Source organism: Vibrio sp. 779(2023), assembly GCF_033344285.1.
Lineage (GTDB): Bacteria > Pseudomonadota > Gammaproteobacteria > Enterobacterales > Vibrionaceae > Vibrio > Vibrio alginolyticus.
In genome coordinates this window covers 1-17816 of record NZ_JAWPOM010000038.1, presented here as the reverse complement: position 1 = coordinate 17816, position 17816 = coordinate 1, and the positions used below count along the sequence as shown (strand labels likewise).

The window sequence follows — 17816 nt, the reverse complement described above, 5'->3', positions numbered from 1 at the left end:
GCAGCAATTGGCGCTGGACTAAACAAAGGCCCCCTTTTAGGGGGGCTCACACAAAGCCACCTTCTTTAGAAGGTGGTCATTTACTTAAAGCAATTTGGCAATTACTCTTTGGGTTTCAGAGCTTCGCGCTTTTCGATTAAAAAATCCATCAAGACGCGGATTTTTTTCGGCATATGCTCTCGTGAAGGTATATATAAATAAAACCCTGGAAACTCTTTGCACCAAGGTGTCAGAACTCGGGTCAATCTTCCCTCATCTATGTGCTTTTCCACCCATAAATCAATATGCTTTACTAAACCCACACCCTGTATTGCAGCTTGTAACATACTACAGTCATCATTAAAAATAGCATTGCCTTTAGGCTCGAAAACGAGGGTGCGCTTTGCAACATCTGGAGAGGTTAGCGACCAATGATCAATTGTTCCGCTAGAGGTAAAACGATAAGCAAGGCAATTGTGACCTTCTAAATCCTCAGGAGTTTGAGGTAGTCCATTTTGCCTAAAGTATTCAGGAGAGCTCACTATTGCCGTTGTTAACGGCGGAGTAATAGGGATCGCAACCATATGTTCATCTAAGCTTAATCCTAAGCGAATGCCTGCGTCAACGCCTTCTGCGACGATGTTAGAAAACCCATCATCCATGATTAGCTCTAGGCGTATTTTAGGATAACGAGAGAGGAACTCACCTAGATAGGGCTCAATAAGCAGCCGAGCAGCGGTTCTTGATACACTGATACGGATTAATCCCGAAGGCTCAAGATGAGAGTCGTTCAATTCGTTAACGACCTGCTCAATGTTCACCAATGAAGGTTGCAAAATATCAAGCAGACGTTGGCCTTCTTCCGTCAGCGACATACTTCTGGTGGTTCGATTAATTAACCGAACTTGTAGCTGTTGTTCTAACGCTTTTAGGTGTTGTGATAAGGCAGCACGGGTTACCCCCATTTCTAAGGCTGCTTTAGTGAAACTGCGATGGCGAGCAATATGTGCAAACCACGTCAGTGATGAAATTAAAGAAGGTTCTATTCTCATTTGTTAAGTATAACTAAACAGTCATGTAGATAAAACGATATTTATCCGAAACAGTGTGTTGACTAATATTACATCGAAGCTTAGGTCAGCCTGAGATGAACAGTTAACCTCTAATGGAGAATGTCGCTATGTCTAAAGTCACTTTCAAAAATCTCAATGGTCAAGGTATTGAGATTTCAGCGGTTATCAACTTCCCTACAGATTTTGATGCAAGTAAACAATATGCGGCGGTTGTTGTTTCACACCCAGGTGGTGGCGTAAAAGAGCAAACCGCAGGCCTATATGCGAGTAAACTTGCAAAAAGCGGCATAATTGCCATTGCGTTTGACCGTTCGTATCAAGGTGAAAGTACAGGTGAGCCTCGCCAAATGGAAAACCCTTACACGAGTACTGAAGATGTGAGCGCAGTCGTCGACTATCTGACAACGTTAGAGTACGTCGATAACGATAAAATTGGCGCAATGGGGATTTGTGCTGGTGCGGGCTATAGTGCAAATGCAGCGATCAATGATCGTCGAATCAAAGCACTGGGTATGGTTAGTGCCGTAAACATTGGCCAAATGTTCCGTAATGGTTGGGATAATTCGGTTAACGATGCTGACGCTGTTGGTTACTTAGAATTTGGTTCGAATGCTCGCACAACCGACACGAATGGTACAGAATTCGCGACTATTCCTCTAGCTCCGATGCGTGAAGAAGATGCCTCAAATGCAGAGCTACGCGAAGCTTGGGAGTATTACCACACACCACGTTGTGAACATCCAAATGCGCCGGGTTTTGCTCTAACTCGTAACTTAAACCAGATCATTACTTACGATGCGTACCACAAAGCGGAAGCATTCCTAACTCAGCCAATTCTTGCTGTCGTTGGTAGTGACGCAGGCAGCAAATGGATGAGTGATGACCTGATAGAACGTGCAGCGAGTTCAGATAAAACCTTGTATGCCATTGATGGTGCAAACCATATGTCGCTTTATGATGTTGCCGAATACGTCGATGACGCAGTATCCCAACTCGCATCTTTCTTCCAACGCACTCTTTAATATTCCCGATGAAAGGCTCAATTGCTTCGAGCCTTTCTGCTCTCAAGGCTTTTTACTCTTAAGGTATTGATTATGAATATGCAAAAAATCACTTTTAGAAATGCTGATATGGCTTGGGATATGTCTGCATTAATTTTATTTCCAGAAGGCTTCAATGAATCGAAACGCTACCCAACAATGATAAGTGTTCATCCTTTTGGTAGTTGTAAAGAACAAACATCCAGCGCTGTCTATGGTAAAGCCCTTGCTGAGTTAGGTTACGTCGTGATCGCATTTGACGCGAGCTTCCAAGGAGAATCGGGGGGATTGCCTCGCTACGTAGAAGATCCAAGTCAACGTGTTGAAGATATCAGTCGCGTTATCGACTATGCAGTGACTTTACCTTATGTCGATGAGAATAGAATTGGTGGACTCGGTATCTGCGGCGGTGGTGGTTACATGATCAATTCAGCCCTAACCGAAAAGCGCTTGAAAGCTGTCGTAGGTATTACGCCTGTTAACTTAGGTCGCTTGTTCCGTGAAGGCTTTAGTATGTACGACCCTATCGCCAATCTTGAAGCTATGGCTGCACAGAGAACAGCCGAAGCTCGCGGCTCAGAGCTGAAAATCGATGAACTTCTTCCTCCAAATATTGAATTTGCAAAAGAAAATGGATTAACAGAACGAGACGTGTTCGAAGCTACTGAATACTACAAAACATCACGTGGACAAACCGAAGGTGGTGCAACTCGTATGCTGTTTTCACATGCACAGAAAACACTGAGCTGGGATGCCTTTGCATTTGCCGAAACGTTATTGACTCAGCCTGTTATGGCCGTGGTAGGGCAAAAAGTCGGGGCGTTTGGTGCTTATCGTGATGGGCAGGAAATTTATGGCCGCTCTGTTCAATCAAAAGACCGACAGCTGGTTAATTTGGAAAATTGGTCTCACTATGAACTGTATGACCATCCAGAAGCAGTCGGCATTGCAATGGACAAGGTTTCTGCATTCCTTGGAACACACTTAAAATAATCTAATAAGTTAGAAGCGTTTTGTAGAGTTGCAAAGCGCTTATTTTTAACAGCGTAAGATATAGTTCGAAGCGAGTAGGTCGGTAAATCTTCGTGCGAATAACCTCATCTACAGGCTATTGACTAAATACCACTGCCAAATACTGTTTAAGACAATGTACACTGAAACCTAATTAAAGGCGTTAGATAGGAATGAAGTTTAATTTATGCGCAAATCAGATAAGAAGGTCGAGAATCTAATTAGAGAAGTGTTGACCGAAGTTTGTGAAGATACGCTAAAAGGCTACGATGGCTTTCTTTGGGTGACTCATACCGTCAAATTCTCTTCTTTTCCACAAAGCTTAGAAATAGTCTGCGTCTTCGAAACGAAGCAAGATCGAGCTAACTTTTTTGAAGGAGAGGGCCGCCAGCATGTTTCCACAACTATTCAAAAGGCCTTTAATAAGGTAGGAGTGCAACTAAAGAACGTCAGTAAGCAAATCAGTTACGATACAAAACAAAAGCATTAGCCGCGCAGCAATGGTCCGTAATAAAATGGTGCTTGGCTACCTTGCTATAAAAATGCAAAGGGCACTGGATGGGCAATGAAGCTTCGGCTCACTTAGATATACATCGGTGTAACTACGAGTTATGGAGTTATGGAGTTATGGATTGTGAATACGGTTGGTTTTCTAATGTTGCCTTAAGAGGCAATGATTAGTCGTTTACAATGAGTAAAGTACAAACTTCTGCATGGTGGATATCCGCAGAAAATTATTGAAAAGAAAGGCTCTAGCTGGAGCGGTCTATCATTTTCTTTGGGTTACCTCGACTATGAATAGCTTAATTGCTATGTTTCGCAAAATATATGGATATTCTTCTGCTCGTTATCTTCAGATTCCGTGCAGAATAATGTGTTGACCGGCTGAGGGAAAAATGAAAACCAAAATAATAATGTCTTTTCTACTCGCTACATTGTGTGTCAGTGCCAGCGCCAGTACGATTGAGCCGAAATACCATTCTGCGCTAACAATCAAAACGGGATTCAGTGAAGACAGAGATAAGCCAGTAGAAGTCTATTATTGGTATCCCACAACGAACGAAAAAAACAATTTCACGTTTGGTAGGGGGAACATTTTTAAATCAGTCGAAACGCAGTTAGATGCCCCTTTAGCAAGTGGAAAATTTCCCGTTGTGCTTTTGTCGCAGGGCGGAACACGGTCAGCGTTTTCCCACAGTGGTTGGATAGCCTCGAGCCTGGCGCAACAAGGTTATGTCGTTGTGGTACCAAAGCCTCCTGCACCGAACGAAATCAATGCAGAAATGGCTGTTGATGAAATCACATTCAGAACCAGTGATTTGGTGCTTGGGCTGAACGAATTAAGTTCGGTCGGGATACTGTCCGGAGGCGTAGATACTGATGCAGTGCAGGGGGTCGGCTTTTTTCTGGGCGGCACATCTATGCTGATGCTCTCCGGAGCGCAAATAAGCCCGGAGAAATATCGAACATCGTGTCACAACGCCACCAATGTAGACTGTCATTGGTTACGTGAAAATAACGTTGATATTACCAGCATCCCGGATAAAAAAATCCCCCGATTTCAGTCTGAAAACAAACTGAAATCGGTCGTCGTTATCAACCCTGAGCTAACGAAAACCTTTGTCCCTGAAACTCTGGCCTTGATGAACAATGCTATCACCGTGGTGGCGCTCTCTGATCGGCTACATCCCGCACTGACACCAGCTGAATCATTTGTTGCTCTTCCCAATGTGACATTTCAAGAGATCCCCAGTGCGAGTCAGTTTAGTGCGTTCGCAGAATGTACTGAGCGTGGTATTAAAATTCTTGCATCAGAAGGGGAGGAAGCACTTTGCCAGGAGCGTGATGAGGTTTCTAGAAAGGACAATCACCAGAAAATTTTGGATGTAATTCTGACTAGCCTAACAAAGCCACAAGAATAGCAACAATGTGACACTTTCTTACACATTGTCTGTTCGAGTAAGCAAAGCGAGGAGTAAGTTTTGTGCAGGCTTATCCCTCCACCATAGTGCAAGACGTACTAGTGACCGTATTATTTGCCTTAATTAAGTACTTGTCCCAGCATTTTAAAGCTTAGAAGAACACACAAAATACCAACGATTTTCTTAAGAACTTTATTTGGGAAATACGCTGCACAACGCACGCCGAGGCTAGTAGTTAAGTAGCTACTAATGGAGAAGCTGATCATTGCAGGAAGGTATATGTATCCTAAGACTAAGTTGTTCCAATCTGTATTTTCCCATCCGTTTAACATGTAACCGAGGCTTCCTGACAGCGCGATAGGGAAACCTATCGCAGCAGAGGTACCAATAGCACGTTTTACCTCAAAATTTTGCTGGACAAGATAGGGGATGATCAACCCCGCACCGCTTATAGAGACAAGTGCTGATACAGAGCCAATCACCGAGCCTACAGTGATATTACCGATAGCCCCATGTGGGTTAGGGTTGTACTCATTTTCAGTGTTGAGGAACATCTTATAAGCAACATACAACATGAATACGCTGAAAAAGCCTGCCAGATAGACGCCTCGTAGATACGATGCTACGAATGTGGCGCAAAATGTTCCGACTAGAACTCCGCTCAACATTTTTACTACCATTGTCGAGTCTACATTCTCTTTTTTGTAGTGAGCGCGCATGCTGCCCAATGTTGTAACAATCATCGAAGCCATTGATGTCCCCAACGCAAGATGCACTACTTCCGTATCAGCTATTCCCTGTAGTGAAAATAGAAACGCAAAAATAGGGACGGCCATTCCACCACCACCCACACCAACGAGTCCTGCGAGAAAGCCAATGCCCAAGCCTGCCGTAATGTAATAGATAATAAAGATAGGTTCGTTCATGATGGTTCTGCCTTCGATAAAATGGTCGTTGCTAAAATGTTACTCGAACGCTAACTTGCTATGGTAACGTTAAGAGGACAGAAAATAATGAATAATGGCCAAAATGGAATTGAGTAAATAAAGTGACAAACTCTGATTACAGCGAATGGAAAAATGGCGCCGCACTGATCGTTAAGGAGTGGCAGCATGAAAGGAGCGACTTCAACCATTTGGATCAACGGCCACATAATTGGCACAGTCATCATCGAGGCCAGTTACTGTGTATAGATGAAGGGCTAATTCAGGTCAAAACCGATGAAGGAACGTGGATACTACCACCTCACCGAGCTGGTTGGATCCCCCCGGGTGCGATGCACAGTGTTTATTTTTGTGGTTCTCTGAAAGGTCGTTCATTACTGTTTACTCCAGAGAGTTGTGAGCGGTTTCCAATGAGACCTTGTGTTATCCAAATGAGCGATGTGTTGAAAGCCCTATCGGTTAGAGCATCGATATGGAGCAAAACAGACGATCTATCCATACAGTCTTTACGTATTCTCGCCGTAATATCCGATGAAATCGTCAATAGCCCTCATGAGTCACTCCACATCCCGCTGCCCAGAGATCCGAGACTGCAAAAAGTTACTCAAGCAATTTTAATAGACCCAAACAGCAAACATTCTGTGGAGCATTGGGCCAATATTGGGGCAGTCTCATCTCGGACGTTAAGACGATTGATTCGAAGTGAGTTAAACATGAGTTTTAATGAATGGCGGCAACAAGTACTGCTAATACATTCATTAGAAATGATAGCTCGAGGGGAATCTGTAGGAGCGGTTGCACATGCTTTGGGTTATTCGACGCCCAGCAACTTTATCGCGATGTTTCGTCGGGTCTATGGCGATTCACCTACGCGTTACTTTTCTAATCGCGGAATATAATTTCCGTGCTCGCATGCTCATGATGTTCCCCTAATTATCTTTAATCAAAAAAGGTAAATATTGAAAAGATTAACTGTTATGTTATAACATTTCCTTGTTTGGGGCTCTACAATTTGTTGTTTAAAGAATTGATCTCACAACCAGTAGTCTCCTATTAAGAGAGAGTAAACGTTGATTTCTTCACAAGCGCTGTCTGACTTGACTCTACATGGGGTGGGACTGTGTCAATATGTCCGTGAACTAGAGCGAAATCGTAACGATTACTAGGTCTCATAGCCCTAGAAAATCAACGTTATTAAAACCTTTACCTGACCTTTTTAACGCTTGGGAGGAAGATATATGAGCATTGATGTAGTTGAGAACCCGCTTCGTGTCCAAACAACATCATCGTTGGCGATATCGACATCAGCGAACATACTTAGCGACATCTACAAACCAGAGCACAATATTGCCATATGGCAGCGAACGCTCTCGAAAGAGTTGACGAAGGACATTAATCTGATGCTGGCTCTGGAGCCTAGATTGGCACTGGTACAAAGTGTCACGCCAGATGATGCTGCACAATGGGTACGAAGCAAGTTAGAGGGCTATGCGTGTGCTGATGCGCTGAGTGAAGATGTTGCTTTAATCGTCGATATGTTCTGCTGTTTGTTTGAGGTTAAAGAAGCAGGTTTGAGACTAACTCGCCTAGACAGCCCGATGTGCCCGAAATTTCACTTTGATCGTGTGCCTTGCAGACTTGTCATAACTTATACCGGCCGAGCGACCGAATGGTTAACCAACGATACCATTGATCGCACTAAACTCGGTGCCGGTAGTCTTGGTCAACCTGATCACCTATCGGGCTTATACGACTCTGAAAGTGCCATACGACGAATGCAGCCTGGCGATGTTGCCCTGCTCAAAGGAAGTGGTTGGGAAGGCAATGAAGCCACTGGACTTATACATCGCTCTCCACATGTTGCAGACAATGAACGTCGCTTACTACTCACATTGGATTTCATCTAGAGATATGAGAAAGCTCAAAACGGTAGATGACGTCATGAAGCAGGTAGAGAAAATCTGCCTGCTGCGAGGTAAACAACTCACTACTAAACGGAAATTGATACTGACTTCACTGCTATATGCGGAGAAGCCGCTTTCTGCCTACGAACTAGTTGACTACTGCAATCACAACTTTTCTCAAAACATTCAAGCGATGTCGGTTTATCGAATACTCGATTTCCTTGAAGCAGAGCACTTTGTCCATAAGCTCAATACATCTAGTAAATACGTCGTTTGTTCTCAAATCGCGTGCGATCAGGAGCATGGCGTTCCACAGTTTTTGATTTGCTCTCAGTGTGGAAAGGTTAGTGAAATAGCGGTTGAAGCCAATGTTATTTCTAGCGTATGTGCGAAAGCCATACAAGAAGGCTTCACCGTTCTTAGCCCACAATTTGAGATTTCCTGTGTTTGCGATGAATGCGCAAACCGCCCCCTATGAGGCAGACACACGATCTCCCCTTATAGCTTCACAAGGTGACCGAGTATTGGCCACATTTATAAATTATCTAAAAGAATGAATTATGTCAGCAACATTGATTAAAAACGCTCGGGTGGTCAACGAAGGAGCCATTACCGAAACAGATTTACGTATTGTTGATCAAAGAATTGACAAGATTGCTACTAATATATCCGTACAACACGGAGATATTGTAATTGATGCTAAAGGGGCTTATTTACTGCCAGGCATGATTGACGATCAAGTGCATTTCCGAGAACCTGGGCTGACACATAAAGGCACAATTGCAAGCGAGTCGCGGGCAGCGGTAGCCGGCGGTATTACAAGCTACATGGAAATGCCCAATGTTAGTCCGGCTACAACGACTATTGACTCGTTAGAGCGCAAGTTCGCTCTCGCTAAAGAAAGCTCGTTTGCGAATTATTCTTTCTACCTCGGTGCAACCGAAGACAATCTTGAACAGATTAAACAACTTAACCCCAAACAACATTGTGGTGTGAAAGTATTTATGGGGGCATCAACAGGAAATTTGTTAGTCGAAGATCCGCAAGCGTTAGAGTCAATTTTTCGTGACTCTCCAGTACTCATTGTTACTCATTGTGAAAGTGGGACTGTTATTAAACAAAACCAGCAAAAGCAAAGGCTTAAGAAGCCAGGTTTCACTATCGAAGACCATCCCATTTTGCGTGACGAAGAGGCCTGTTACGCTTCATCTTCTTATGCGGTAGAACTTGCCAAAAAGTATCACAGCCAACTGCATGTGCTGCACATCACAACGGCGAAGGAGCTAACACTTTTTGACGAGGGAGACATTCGAGACAAATCAATCACCGCGGAGGCTTGTGTTCACCATCTTTGGTTCAGCAACAAAGATTATGGCGCTCTTGGTAACTTGATCAAATGTAATCCTTCAATCAAGTTTCCTAGTGACCGCGATGCGTTGTTAAAAGCGTTAAATACGGGGCAAATAGATATCATTGCAACAGACCACGCTCCTCACACTTGGCAAGAAAAACAAGTGCCTTACGAGCAGGCTCCAGCCGGACTGCCGTTAGTTCAGCATGCGTTACTTACTCTCTTCGAGCATGTCCGTTTAGGTCATATGAGTTTGACTCAAGTAGTCGAAAAAACTGCGCACAACCCGGCCATTCGCTATGGCATTCAAGGCCGAGGTTTTATCCGTGAAGGTTACTACGCCGATTTGGTGTTGGTTGATGCTCATACCCCAACACGAGTTAGCAACGAAAACAGTTTATATCATTGTGGTTGGTCGCCTTTTGCTGGACATGAATTTTCAGCTCAAATTCAAAAGACTTGGGTCAATGGCGCGCTAGTTTATGACAATAACAAAGTCATCGATAAACCAGCTGGAGCGATGCGTTTATCCTTCAATCGTTAAGTCGCTGACCGTAAAAAAAGAGCCATAAACAAACTGGAAGCATTATGTTAAGAAGAAACCCAACGGGCCATATGCCACAGGTGTCCTCAACAGCCTTTATCGATCCAACCGCTATTATCTGTGGCAAAGTCATTATTGAGGATAACGTTTTTATTGGACCCTATGCTGTTATTCGAGCTGACGAAGTTAATAACCATGGAGACATGGAAGCTATCGTCATCAAACGTGACACCAATATCCAAGATGGTGTCGTAATTCACTCTAAGGCAGGGGCTGCGGTGACCATTGGTGAGCGCTCATCCATTGCTCATCGTTCGATTATTCATGGTCCTTGCCAGGTTTGTGATGATGTTTTCATTGGCTTCAACTCCGTCGTGTTCAATAGCGTCATCGGTGAGAGGTGTGTTATTCGTCATAACTGTGTCGTCGATGGCCTCGATTTACCCGCTTATTTCCATGTACCACCGATGACCAATATTGGTGTCGGTTTTGATTTAGAGAGTATCTCTAAAGTGCCGCCAGAATATTCAGCTTTTTCCGAATCCGTCGTTTCTGCCAACCATGAACTAGTCCAAGGCTACCGGAGAATTGCCAATGAACTTTAATAAGCCACTGATTTCGCGAGTGCCGACTAACATCATCACTGGCTTTCTCGGGGTGGGGAAAACATCGGCAATAATGCACTTATTGACCCATAAACCGAGTCATGAACGTTGGGCTGTATTGGTCAATGAATTTGGCGAAGTTGGTATTGATGGCAGCTTGTTACAAGGCCAAAAAAAACAACAAGACCAAGTGTTTATTCGAGAGGTCCCCGGGGGATGTATGTGCTGTGCAGCAGGTCTTCCGATGCAAATCGCCTTAAATCAATTATTGTCTGAAGCAAGGCCAGATCGATTGTTGATTGAACCTACAGGCCTTGGTCATCCTAAAGAAGTACTGCAAGTGCTATCGACCGAGTATTATCGTCAAATTCTCGCTTTGCAAAAAAACATTACTTTAGTCGATGCACGTAAACTATCGGATCCTAAGTACACTGAGCATGAAACGTTTAACCAGCAAATCACTATCGCAGATACAGTGGTAGGTAATAAGCGCGATCTCTATCAAGATGAAGATGAGCAAAAGCTGACGGCTTATATAGCAAAGCTCGGTCTGCGGGAAACAAAAGTGATTTTCGCTGAACATGGCGCTATCCCTTTTCATGAATGTGAGGGAGCGACTCGTATTGACGTGCAAAAAACGCCCTCTGTTCTTTATCGTGAAAGAGAGAAAAAGTCACTTGTTCCTGAGTTGCCTATGCCTGAGAGCGGCATTCTAAAAGCAACCAATCAGGGGGAAGGTTTCTACAGTATCGGTTGGCGTATATCCGCTGAAAACGTGTTCGATCATCAAAAGCTGAGATTATTGCTGCTCGACCTCAAGGTCGAACGAATGAAAGCGGTTTTTATCACGGGAAGCGGTATTTTTGGTTACAATCTAACATCAGATGGACTCACAGAGTTTGAACTAGACGAGTGTTCAGAAAGCCGCCTAGAACTGATCTCTTCCGGTCTAGATGACCAATTTGAAGATAGATTATTTCGATGTTTGGAGAAGGCATCATGATAGAAAAGAGAAAACTCTCCTTTTAACCATAATGTCTTACCTCCTTAAAATTCTAGTGGGGTTTCTTTTAAAGCTGCGCTTAGGGCACTTATGCTGCCGTATTAGGGTGGGGTTAGTACCCGTATTTTCTGCCTATGCGGTTCAGGCACAGTTTTATTCATGGGGTGAGGTATCCACGTTACACGTGGCCTAATTACTTGCTTTAAGTTACACGGAAGAAACACGTCTTTTTTTAGCGAGGGCCATTGCTATATTTGCGGTACTGTAGGCGCTCTCATTGATAAAGTGCGGGTAAATTTCCCCTTTGCCATTCCAATGGATATCATAACCAGCGAAAGTCGCTAATAAAGGTGCTCCTGGTTTGACCGCCTCAAAATCTCTGCCACAAATAGTAGGGTGTACTAGTGCTTGCCGCATACCCTCTTGATCAAGTGGAACCCTGATTTCTTCGGTGTAAAAAAACGCCTCATAATCGCTCAGTAAGCCTATTTGGTTGAGGTTGTGCTTTTCAACATAGTCCAATACTGCGGTAAGCGTCTGTTTCATCAACTCCAACGTACTGTACTCTAGCGCACCATGTGCTTGCGCCCCGACCTCAATCATTATTCCATATTGCCCAGCAGTACAAAGGTAAGGTTGCTCTTGCCATTCTTTTCGCTCTTCGAAAAGGACATGTGCTGATGGCATTCGTTGTTTGACGTACGCGCCCAGTTTCCGATAAAACACATCGTTAGAAAGCAAAATCAACGTCGCTCCCATATTGCTTGTTGTATTGTGCAGGTCAACAATCAACAGTTTTTCTTGGTTTGCATATTTCTCGATAAATTGATGTGCAATCTTGCTTTCATGCAAATCAGGACAATGATTGCTATTCATTGCTGAGAACTCGCGATTTAAGTCTGTATCGATGTATCGGACGTTGTGTTTTACTGCTTCGGAGTTTGCGATGATCGAGCAGGCTGAAAAGGTTGATCTATTGACAGAGTAACGTTTTTCTTTGATTAGTTTATGTAAATAAATACCAGAAAGTTCGTTTCCGTGTGTTCCTGCAACGATAAGTGCTGAATTGAATGTGTTCATTATTGAGCCTTCTCAAAGAGAATGGGTTGAATGACTGGTCTTCTCTTAGCCAATCCAGTGAACTGAATAAACGTTTACTAAACTGAGTAAAAATAATCCTAGATATGTTATAACATAACAATTGTTGTTATTGATACTTAGTTTCTCATGAGTCAGTTTAAATTTATTGCTTTAATCGTTGCTGTGTTTTGTTTTTCGGTCGCTTTGCTTCTACCTACAGAGGATGAGCCAAATCAAGATAGTCACAGCACTCAACTGAATCAAAGCAGTGATTCGTCACCACCTCCATCATCAAAGATAGTGGTTCCCTCAGATAGCAGTTTGACTCCGTTACCTAAACCTAAACCTAAACAAATACACTACATAGTTGAAGTGGGAGATACGCTCAGTGGTATCTTCGCTCAATTGGGTCTCCCTTACGGTATTTTGCAGCAAATTCTCTCAGTTGATCTTGATCACCTCCAGCTAGATATGATTAAGCCCGGAGAAGAGCTTGAATTAGTGATGGATGACATGGGGCAATTGAGTCGACTAATTTATCATATGAGCCTTGTAGAGAAGGCTATCTACACTAGAGAAAACGATGGCTCCTTCTCTTACGAATTTCAGGAAATTTCAGGGGAATGGCGTGAAACCTTATTTTCGGGAGAAATCAAAGGGAGTTTTTCAGTCTCGGCACATCGAGTAGGATTGGCATCAGGCCACGTCGCAAATATTACGCAGGTGATGAAAGATAAGATTGATTTTGCGCGATCTCTTAGAGCCGGTGACCGTTTCGATATATTAGTGAAACAGCAATATTTAGGTGAACACAAAACTGGCAATAGTGAGATTAAGGCTATTTCTTTTAACTTAGCGAAGGGCGAAGTCGCTGCATTTCTAGCCGAGGATGGACGGTTCTATGATAGAGCTGGTAACAGTTTGGAGCGAGCGTTTAACCGTTATCCTGTCGATAGGGCATACCGCCGAATCACCTCTGGGTTTAACCCTAAGCGTAAACACCCAGTGACGGGAAGAGTCACCCCGCATAACGGAACGGATTTCGCGACACCAATCGGTGCGCCAGTTTATTCTACTGGGGATGGAAAAGTAATTGCGGTCCGCAAGCACCCTTATGCCGGTAATTATTTAGTGATTGAACATAACAGTGTGTACAAAACTCGTTACCTACACTTGAATAAAATCTTGGTTAAAAAAGGTCAAGTTATAAAGCGTGGGCAAAAAATAGCCCTCTCTGGGAATACTGGTCGTTCAACCGGACCACATTTACATTTTGAAGTTTTAGTTCGTAATCGTCCGGTTGATGCAATGAAAGCCGACTTACCTATCGCGAAGTCGCTTCCTAACATCCAGAAACCTTCATTTTTGGCGCGAGTATCAGAGTTTGATTATCTAGTAGAAACGAAAAACTGAGTCCCGACAATTTGTTAGGGCTCAGTTATGCTATTTTGTGTTGTGAGGTTGGAGCAATAGGTGAGTCTCAATATGTGTTCCTAGAAGAATAATGACTGCGATTTTTTCTTTTACGTGCGTCCACATCCGCAACATCGGACGCTTTGCAACAACCTCCGCCTTTGATCGGCCTACGTGAAAACATCACACCAATTGCGAGCATCGCAATACAACTTAGGAAAATAAGAACGGTAAGAACTAAAGTCATAACACCACCTCCTATAAATCGCTGTATTGTCATCTTTCTCCAATTTTATAAACAAAGCAATTGTCGTTTTGTAACCACTTATTATTTTTATCAATAGTCAGACCTTTGCTGGTGATGAAACGTGCTGAGAAACGAAGGAGAGTTCTGAGAAATCAGCCCCTGTGATCTTTACCGATTCTTAAGTTTTGCGTCTAAGACAGCAATTGGATTCCTTCTATAACTCACTAAATTGTTATGTTATAACATGTGTTTGTTCAGAGTTTGTAGGTCAAAGGTATGCCATCAATTCCAGTCACTATTTTGCATGGGTTTCTCGGGTCAGGGAAAACCACTTTTTTACGCAACATTCTTCAACAAGCCGATTCTTCTGGTATTGATCTTTCCGTTATTGTGAATGACATGAGTGAGTTAGACGTTGATGGCGTGCTTATCTTAAATACCGATGCGGTGAGTGAAGAGCAGGGCAACTTTGTCACGATCAGTGGAGACAGCATCAGCAGCCCGAGTGGTGTAAAGCAGCTCGATAAAGCCCTTAAAAAGCTCTGCGCAGAAAAATCGCCAGAATGGATTGTGATTGAAACATCGGGCAGTAGTCATCCTTTGCCTTTGGTTGAGTATTTCAAAAATAACGCACAATTCGCTCTCAAAGACGTGATTACGTTGGTGGATGCGACTTGGTTGCGAGATGACTATCGACAAGGCTCTGCCTTAATTCCGAAGTGGCAAAAGAACGTACAGCAGGGTGTTCGCGGCGTTGAAAACTTGTTGGTAGAGCAAATCATGTTCTCAAACCGTGTCATGCTCACCAAGACGGACAAAGTGGATGACAATACCGTTCGTAACATCGCGCAGGCGATTCATCCGCTTAATGTTTACACCGAGATAATCAAAACGTCATGGGGAAACTTGGATATCCGCATGTTGAAAGGTGAGCAAGACTACAATTTCTTCCTTGTTGAGCAGTTGATCGCAGAACTTCGTGAGACGGTGAATGAGCCGTTGAATCTCTCTGATAAAGACGAACAAAGCCTTATCGCCAAAGTGATCAAAGATGATCGACCTTTTCATCCTGCGCGTTTGTGGAATACCTGCCACCAGTATTTAACTAAAGGCGTGTTCCGCAGTAAAGGGTTCTTTTGGTTCCCAACTCGAGACGATGTCTCATTACTTTGGAGCCAAGCGAACGGAAATGTGGGGCTTGAAATCACAGGCTTTTGGCGCGCTTCGGTAATCAATGACGAATCGCAAAACTTCACCGCTGAACATCGCCAAATCCTGCAAGATAAAATAGACAGCGTTGAAAGCCGCTTTGGTGATCGTCGTTGTCGCTTAACGGTGATTGGTCAAGAAAACGAAGTCGATGTGTTTATTGATGCGCTGGAAAACTGCTTTTTAACGGATGTGGAATTGGAGCAATGGCAACAAGGGGCAACATTTGAAGATCCTTGGCCAAAGAAAATAGCTAAGTTGAGCCAGAAGAAGACGGTTTGAATGCGATGGTGAGGATTCCCTCGCTGCATGTTTGCTCGGGTTGTTTCGAGAACGGACTTACTGAATTGGCTCGGTATACCAAAATTGGCTCTGTGTAACGAGAAAGCCTCCCGAATGGTGAGAGGCTTTTTTGTATCTCAGTCGTTTACTGTTCCCATTCAGGGAAAGGGTCTTCCAGAGATAACCAATAGTCGAGTCCTTGCTCCATCTCATCTTCTGTTAACAAGCATTCGTTGAGACGAGCAATCAATTTCTCTTGCTCTAATCCCTGACCAATAAACACCAATTCTTGTCGCATATCGCCGTATGGTTCTTGCCAAATGTCGTTTATAGCATCGAGGTAATCTTGATCCGTCGGCCATTCCTCTTTCGGAATCGCTTTCCAAAACATACCCGCAACACCATAACGTGCGATACCTCCCGCTTGGCTCCATTGACCGACAAACTCTGGTCTGGTTGCTAGCCAAAAATAACCCTTGGAACGAATTAGTTTGCCGTAATCTTTCGCATTGTGGAGGAAGTCGTAAAACTTCTCTGGATGGAAAGGACGTCTCGCATGATAGGCAAAGCTGGAAATGCCGTATTCTTCGGTTTCAGGTATGTGTTCGCCTCGCATTTCCTTCAACCAACCCGGGGCTTGTTGTGCCTTTTCAAAACTGAAGCTTTGTGTGTCGAGTACTGCATCAAGTTCTACTTCACCATTCGAGATAGGAAGAATAGTGGCCGATGTGTTTAGGGTTTTTAGAATCGCAAGAAGCCTTTCGATTTCTGATTTCTCAGCAAGGTCGGTTTTACTTATCAAGATAACGTCAGCGAACTCTACTTGATCAACGAGTAAGTCAGCAACGCTGCGTTCATCGTCTTCACCTAGGGATTCGGCGGTCTCTGTTAAGAACTTAGCTTCATCGTAATCACGCAGAAAGTTAATCGCATCAACCACCGTAACCATGGTGTCTAAACGTGCAAGGTCTGAAAGTGAAAGCCCGTTTTCATCGGCAAACGTAAAAGTCTCTGCAACGGGGAGTGGCTCGGCGATGCCAGTGGACTCGATAACTAAGTAATCGAATCTGCCTTCTTGCGCGAGTTTAGTGACTTCTTCAAGCAGATCTTCACGCAGGGTACAACAGATGCAACCGTTACTCATTTCAACCAACTTTTCTTCACTGTGGTTGAGAGAAACTTCATTCTGAACGGTCGCTGCATCGATGTTGACTTCGCTCATGTCGTTGACGATGACCGCGACTTTTCTGCCTTGTCTATTGTTAAGAATATGACTTAAAACGGTTGTTTTTCCTGCGCCTAGAAAGCCGGACAAAACCGTAACAGGGAGTTTCTGGGTGTTCATGCTCATGCTCTTTATAGTGTAATGTTATAATATAACAATTAATATAGTCGGTGATCTTAACTCTGGCATCAAGCAGTTTGTGAGTGTGTCGAGCACTGCACCTTATTGGCGGCTTTATTTGTCGTTTAGTTGCACAGGTTCAGATGTCCGGAATTTAGAGATCGAACTCTTATCTCGGTGTGGAGGTTCTATGAACGAAGAGAAAAAGCATGTCATGACAGAAGAAGAAATTCTTGCAGCGCCCGAGGCGGATTATATGAATGAAGCTCAGCTAGCGTTTTTTGAAAACCGATTATTTGAGCTTTATGAATTGACGTTAGCGCATATTGAACGCGCGAAAGAAGAGATGATTGCGCCAATGGAATTCAGTGACGAAAGCGATAGGGCGTCCAGTGAGGAGCAATCTGCAATCGCATTAAGAATCATAGATAGAGAGCAAAAGCTGTTACCTAAGATTCAACGATCGTTGGCTCGCTTGCGCGCAGGGGAGTATGGCTATTGTTTAGAGTCCGGAGAACCTATCGGCATTCCAAGGTTATTGGCACGACCTACTGCTGAATATAGTGCAGAAGTAAAAGCTCAAATGGAGTCAAAAGAGCACTGGTATAAACACTAAAGCCTCACTATCTTATGACGTCGATATTCTTCTCGTTCACTTGTTTTTTTGATGTTCTCTGAGAAGTCTAAAGCGATGGCGACTACCGTTAGGTATGGTAGTCATTACCTTTGAGATATTAATAGTTATCGATAGGATAGAAGTAAGTTCTGTATTGTAAATAACGCACCATTTTTGTTTTCAGCCCTAAACCACCTACTTCAGTAGGTGGTTATCATCCGTTTCGGCTTTGCCTGTAAAACTACTCA

At 43.6% G+C, this 17816-nt stretch carries 17 protein-coding genes; 13 read left to right on the top strand and 4 right to left on the bottom strand.

Annotated features, from left to right (window positions below):
* Positions 1-101: 101 nt before the first annotated feature.
* A complete protein-coding gene (locus tag R8O70_RS24085; protein WP_054574369.1) occupies positions 102-1031 on the bottom strand; it encodes a LysR family transcriptional regulator in 930 nt (309 codons plus the stop codon).
* 128 nt (positions 1032-1159) lie between these two features.
* Here R8O70_RS24085 and R8O70_RS24080 point away from each other — a divergent pair, with 128 nt between their 5' ends.
* The 4 genes from R8O70_RS24080 (at position 1160) to R8O70_RS24065 (ending at position 5025) form a co-directional block, all read left to right on the top strand.
* Positions 1160-2074 carry an alpha/beta hydrolase gene (locus tag R8O70_RS24080; protein WP_017821078.1) on the top strand — a complete coding sequence of 305 codons (915 nt, stop codon included), beginning with the start codon at positions 1160-1162 and terminating at the stop codon, positions 2072-2074.
* Positions 2075-2146: 72 nt separating this feature from the next.
* Entirely contained in the window at positions 2147-3085 is a 939-nt protein-coding gene (locus tag R8O70_RS24075) for an alpha/beta hydrolase (RefSeq protein ID WP_258623952.1), read from the top strand.
* 205 nt (positions 3086-3290) lie between these two features.
* Positions 3291-3593, top strand: coding sequence for a hypothetical protein (locus R8O70_RS24070; protein WP_005375707.1), 303 nt, complete (start codon positions 3291-3293; stop codon positions 3591-3593).
* A 424-nt stretch (positions 3594-4017) separates the two neighbouring features.
* The gene (locus tag R8O70_RS24065; RefSeq protein ID WP_318184395.1) at positions 4018-5025 is read left to right on the top strand and encodes a hypothetical protein; all 1008 of its coding nucleotides are present in this window, start codon (positions 4018-4020) and stop codon (positions 5023-5025) included.
* Positions 5026-5144: 119 nt separating this feature from the next.
* Here R8O70_RS24065 and R8O70_RS24060 read toward each other — a convergent pair whose 3' ends face one another.
* Positions 5145-5951 carry a sulfite exporter TauE/SafE family protein gene (locus R8O70_RS24060; protein WP_054576795.1) on the bottom strand — a complete coding sequence of 269 codons (807 nt, stop codon included), beginning with the start codon at positions 5949-5951 and terminating at the stop codon, positions 5145-5147.
* Positions 5952-6073: 122 nt separating this feature from the next.
* Here R8O70_RS24060 and R8O70_RS24055 point away from each other — a divergent pair, with 122 nt between their 5' ends.
* The 6 genes from R8O70_RS24055 to R8O70_RS24030 all read left to right on the top strand — a co-directional run bounded on the left by R8O70_RS24055 (position 6074) and on the right by R8O70_RS24030 (position 11376).
* Entirely contained in the window at positions 6074-6868 is a 795-nt protein-coding gene (locus tag R8O70_RS24055; RefSeq protein WP_005375710.1) for an AraC family transcriptional regulator, read from the top strand.
* A 339-nt stretch (positions 6869-7207) separates the two neighbouring features.
* A complete protein-coding gene (locus tag R8O70_RS24050; protein ID WP_054576794.1) occupies positions 7208-7876 on the top strand; it encodes a DUF1826 domain-containing protein in 669 nt (222 codons plus the stop codon).
* Between the two features lie 4 nt (positions 7877-7880).
* Positions 7881-8351, top strand: coding sequence for a Fur family transcriptional regulator (locus tag R8O70_RS24045; RefSeq protein ID WP_017821073.1), 471 nt, complete (start codon positions 7881-7883; stop codon positions 8349-8351).
* 82 nt (positions 8352-8433) lie between these two features.
* A complete protein-coding gene (locus R8O70_RS24040; protein ID WP_258623956.1) occupies positions 8434-9768 on the top strand; it encodes a dihydroorotase in 1335 nt (444 codons plus the stop codon).
* Positions 9769-9812: 44 nt separating this feature from the next.
* A complete protein-coding gene (locus tag R8O70_RS24035) occupies positions 9813-10373 on the top strand; it encodes a carbonate dehydratase (protein ID WP_017821071.1) in 561 nt (186 codons plus the stop codon).
* Positions 10363-11376 carry a CobW family GTP-binding protein gene (locus R8O70_RS24030; protein ID WP_021707804.1) on the top strand — a complete coding sequence of 338 codons (1014 nt, stop codon included), beginning with the start codon at positions 10363-10365 and terminating at the stop codon, positions 11374-11376. The genes R8O70_RS24035 and R8O70_RS24030 overlap by 11 nt, the downstream gene beginning before the upstream one ends.
* Before the next feature lie 207 nt (positions 11377-11583).
* On the opposite strand, the gene R8O70_RS24025 is transcribed toward R8O70_RS24030, so the two are convergent.
* Complete coding sequence (locus R8O70_RS24025) at positions 11584-12456, bottom strand: aspartoacylase (protein ID WP_258623958.1); 873 nt, start codon at positions 12454-12456, stop codon at positions 11584-11586.
* 147 nt (positions 12457-12603) lie between these two features.
* Between R8O70_RS24025 and R8O70_RS24020 the strand changes: the two genes are divergently transcribed.
* Together R8O70_RS24020 and R8O70_RS24010 are read left to right on the top strand one after the other, a co-directional pair.
* Positions 12604-13869, top strand: a complete 1266-nt coding sequence (locus R8O70_RS24020) for a peptidoglycan DD-metalloendopeptidase family protein (RefSeq protein ID WP_258623960.1) — start codon at positions 12604-12606, stop codon at positions 13867-13869.
* Between the two features lie 523 nt (positions 13870-14392).
* Positions 14393-15607 (top strand): CobW family GTP-binding protein, encoded by a 1215-nt coding sequence (locus R8O70_RS24010; RefSeq protein ID WP_270054845.1) that lies wholly within the window; start codon positions 14393-14395, stop codon positions 15605-15607.
* A 145-nt stretch (positions 15608-15752) separates the two neighbouring features.
* On the opposite strand, the gene zigA is transcribed toward R8O70_RS24010, so the two are convergent.
* Positions 15753-16952 carry a zinc metallochaperone GTPase ZigA gene (zigA, locus tag R8O70_RS24005; protein WP_206952804.1) on the bottom strand — a complete coding sequence of 400 codons (1200 nt, stop codon included), beginning with the start codon at positions 16950-16952 and terminating at the stop codon, positions 15753-15755.
* A 190-nt stretch (positions 16953-17142) separates the two neighbouring features.
* On the opposite strand from zigA, the gene R8O70_RS24000 reads away from it, so the two are divergent.
* Positions 17143-17568 carry a TraR/DksA C4-type zinc finger protein gene (locus tag R8O70_RS24000; protein WP_064354628.1) on the top strand — a complete coding sequence of 142 codons (426 nt, stop codon included), beginning with the start codon at positions 17143-17145 and terminating at the stop codon, positions 17566-17568.
* Positions 17569-17816: the final 248 nt, after the last annotated feature.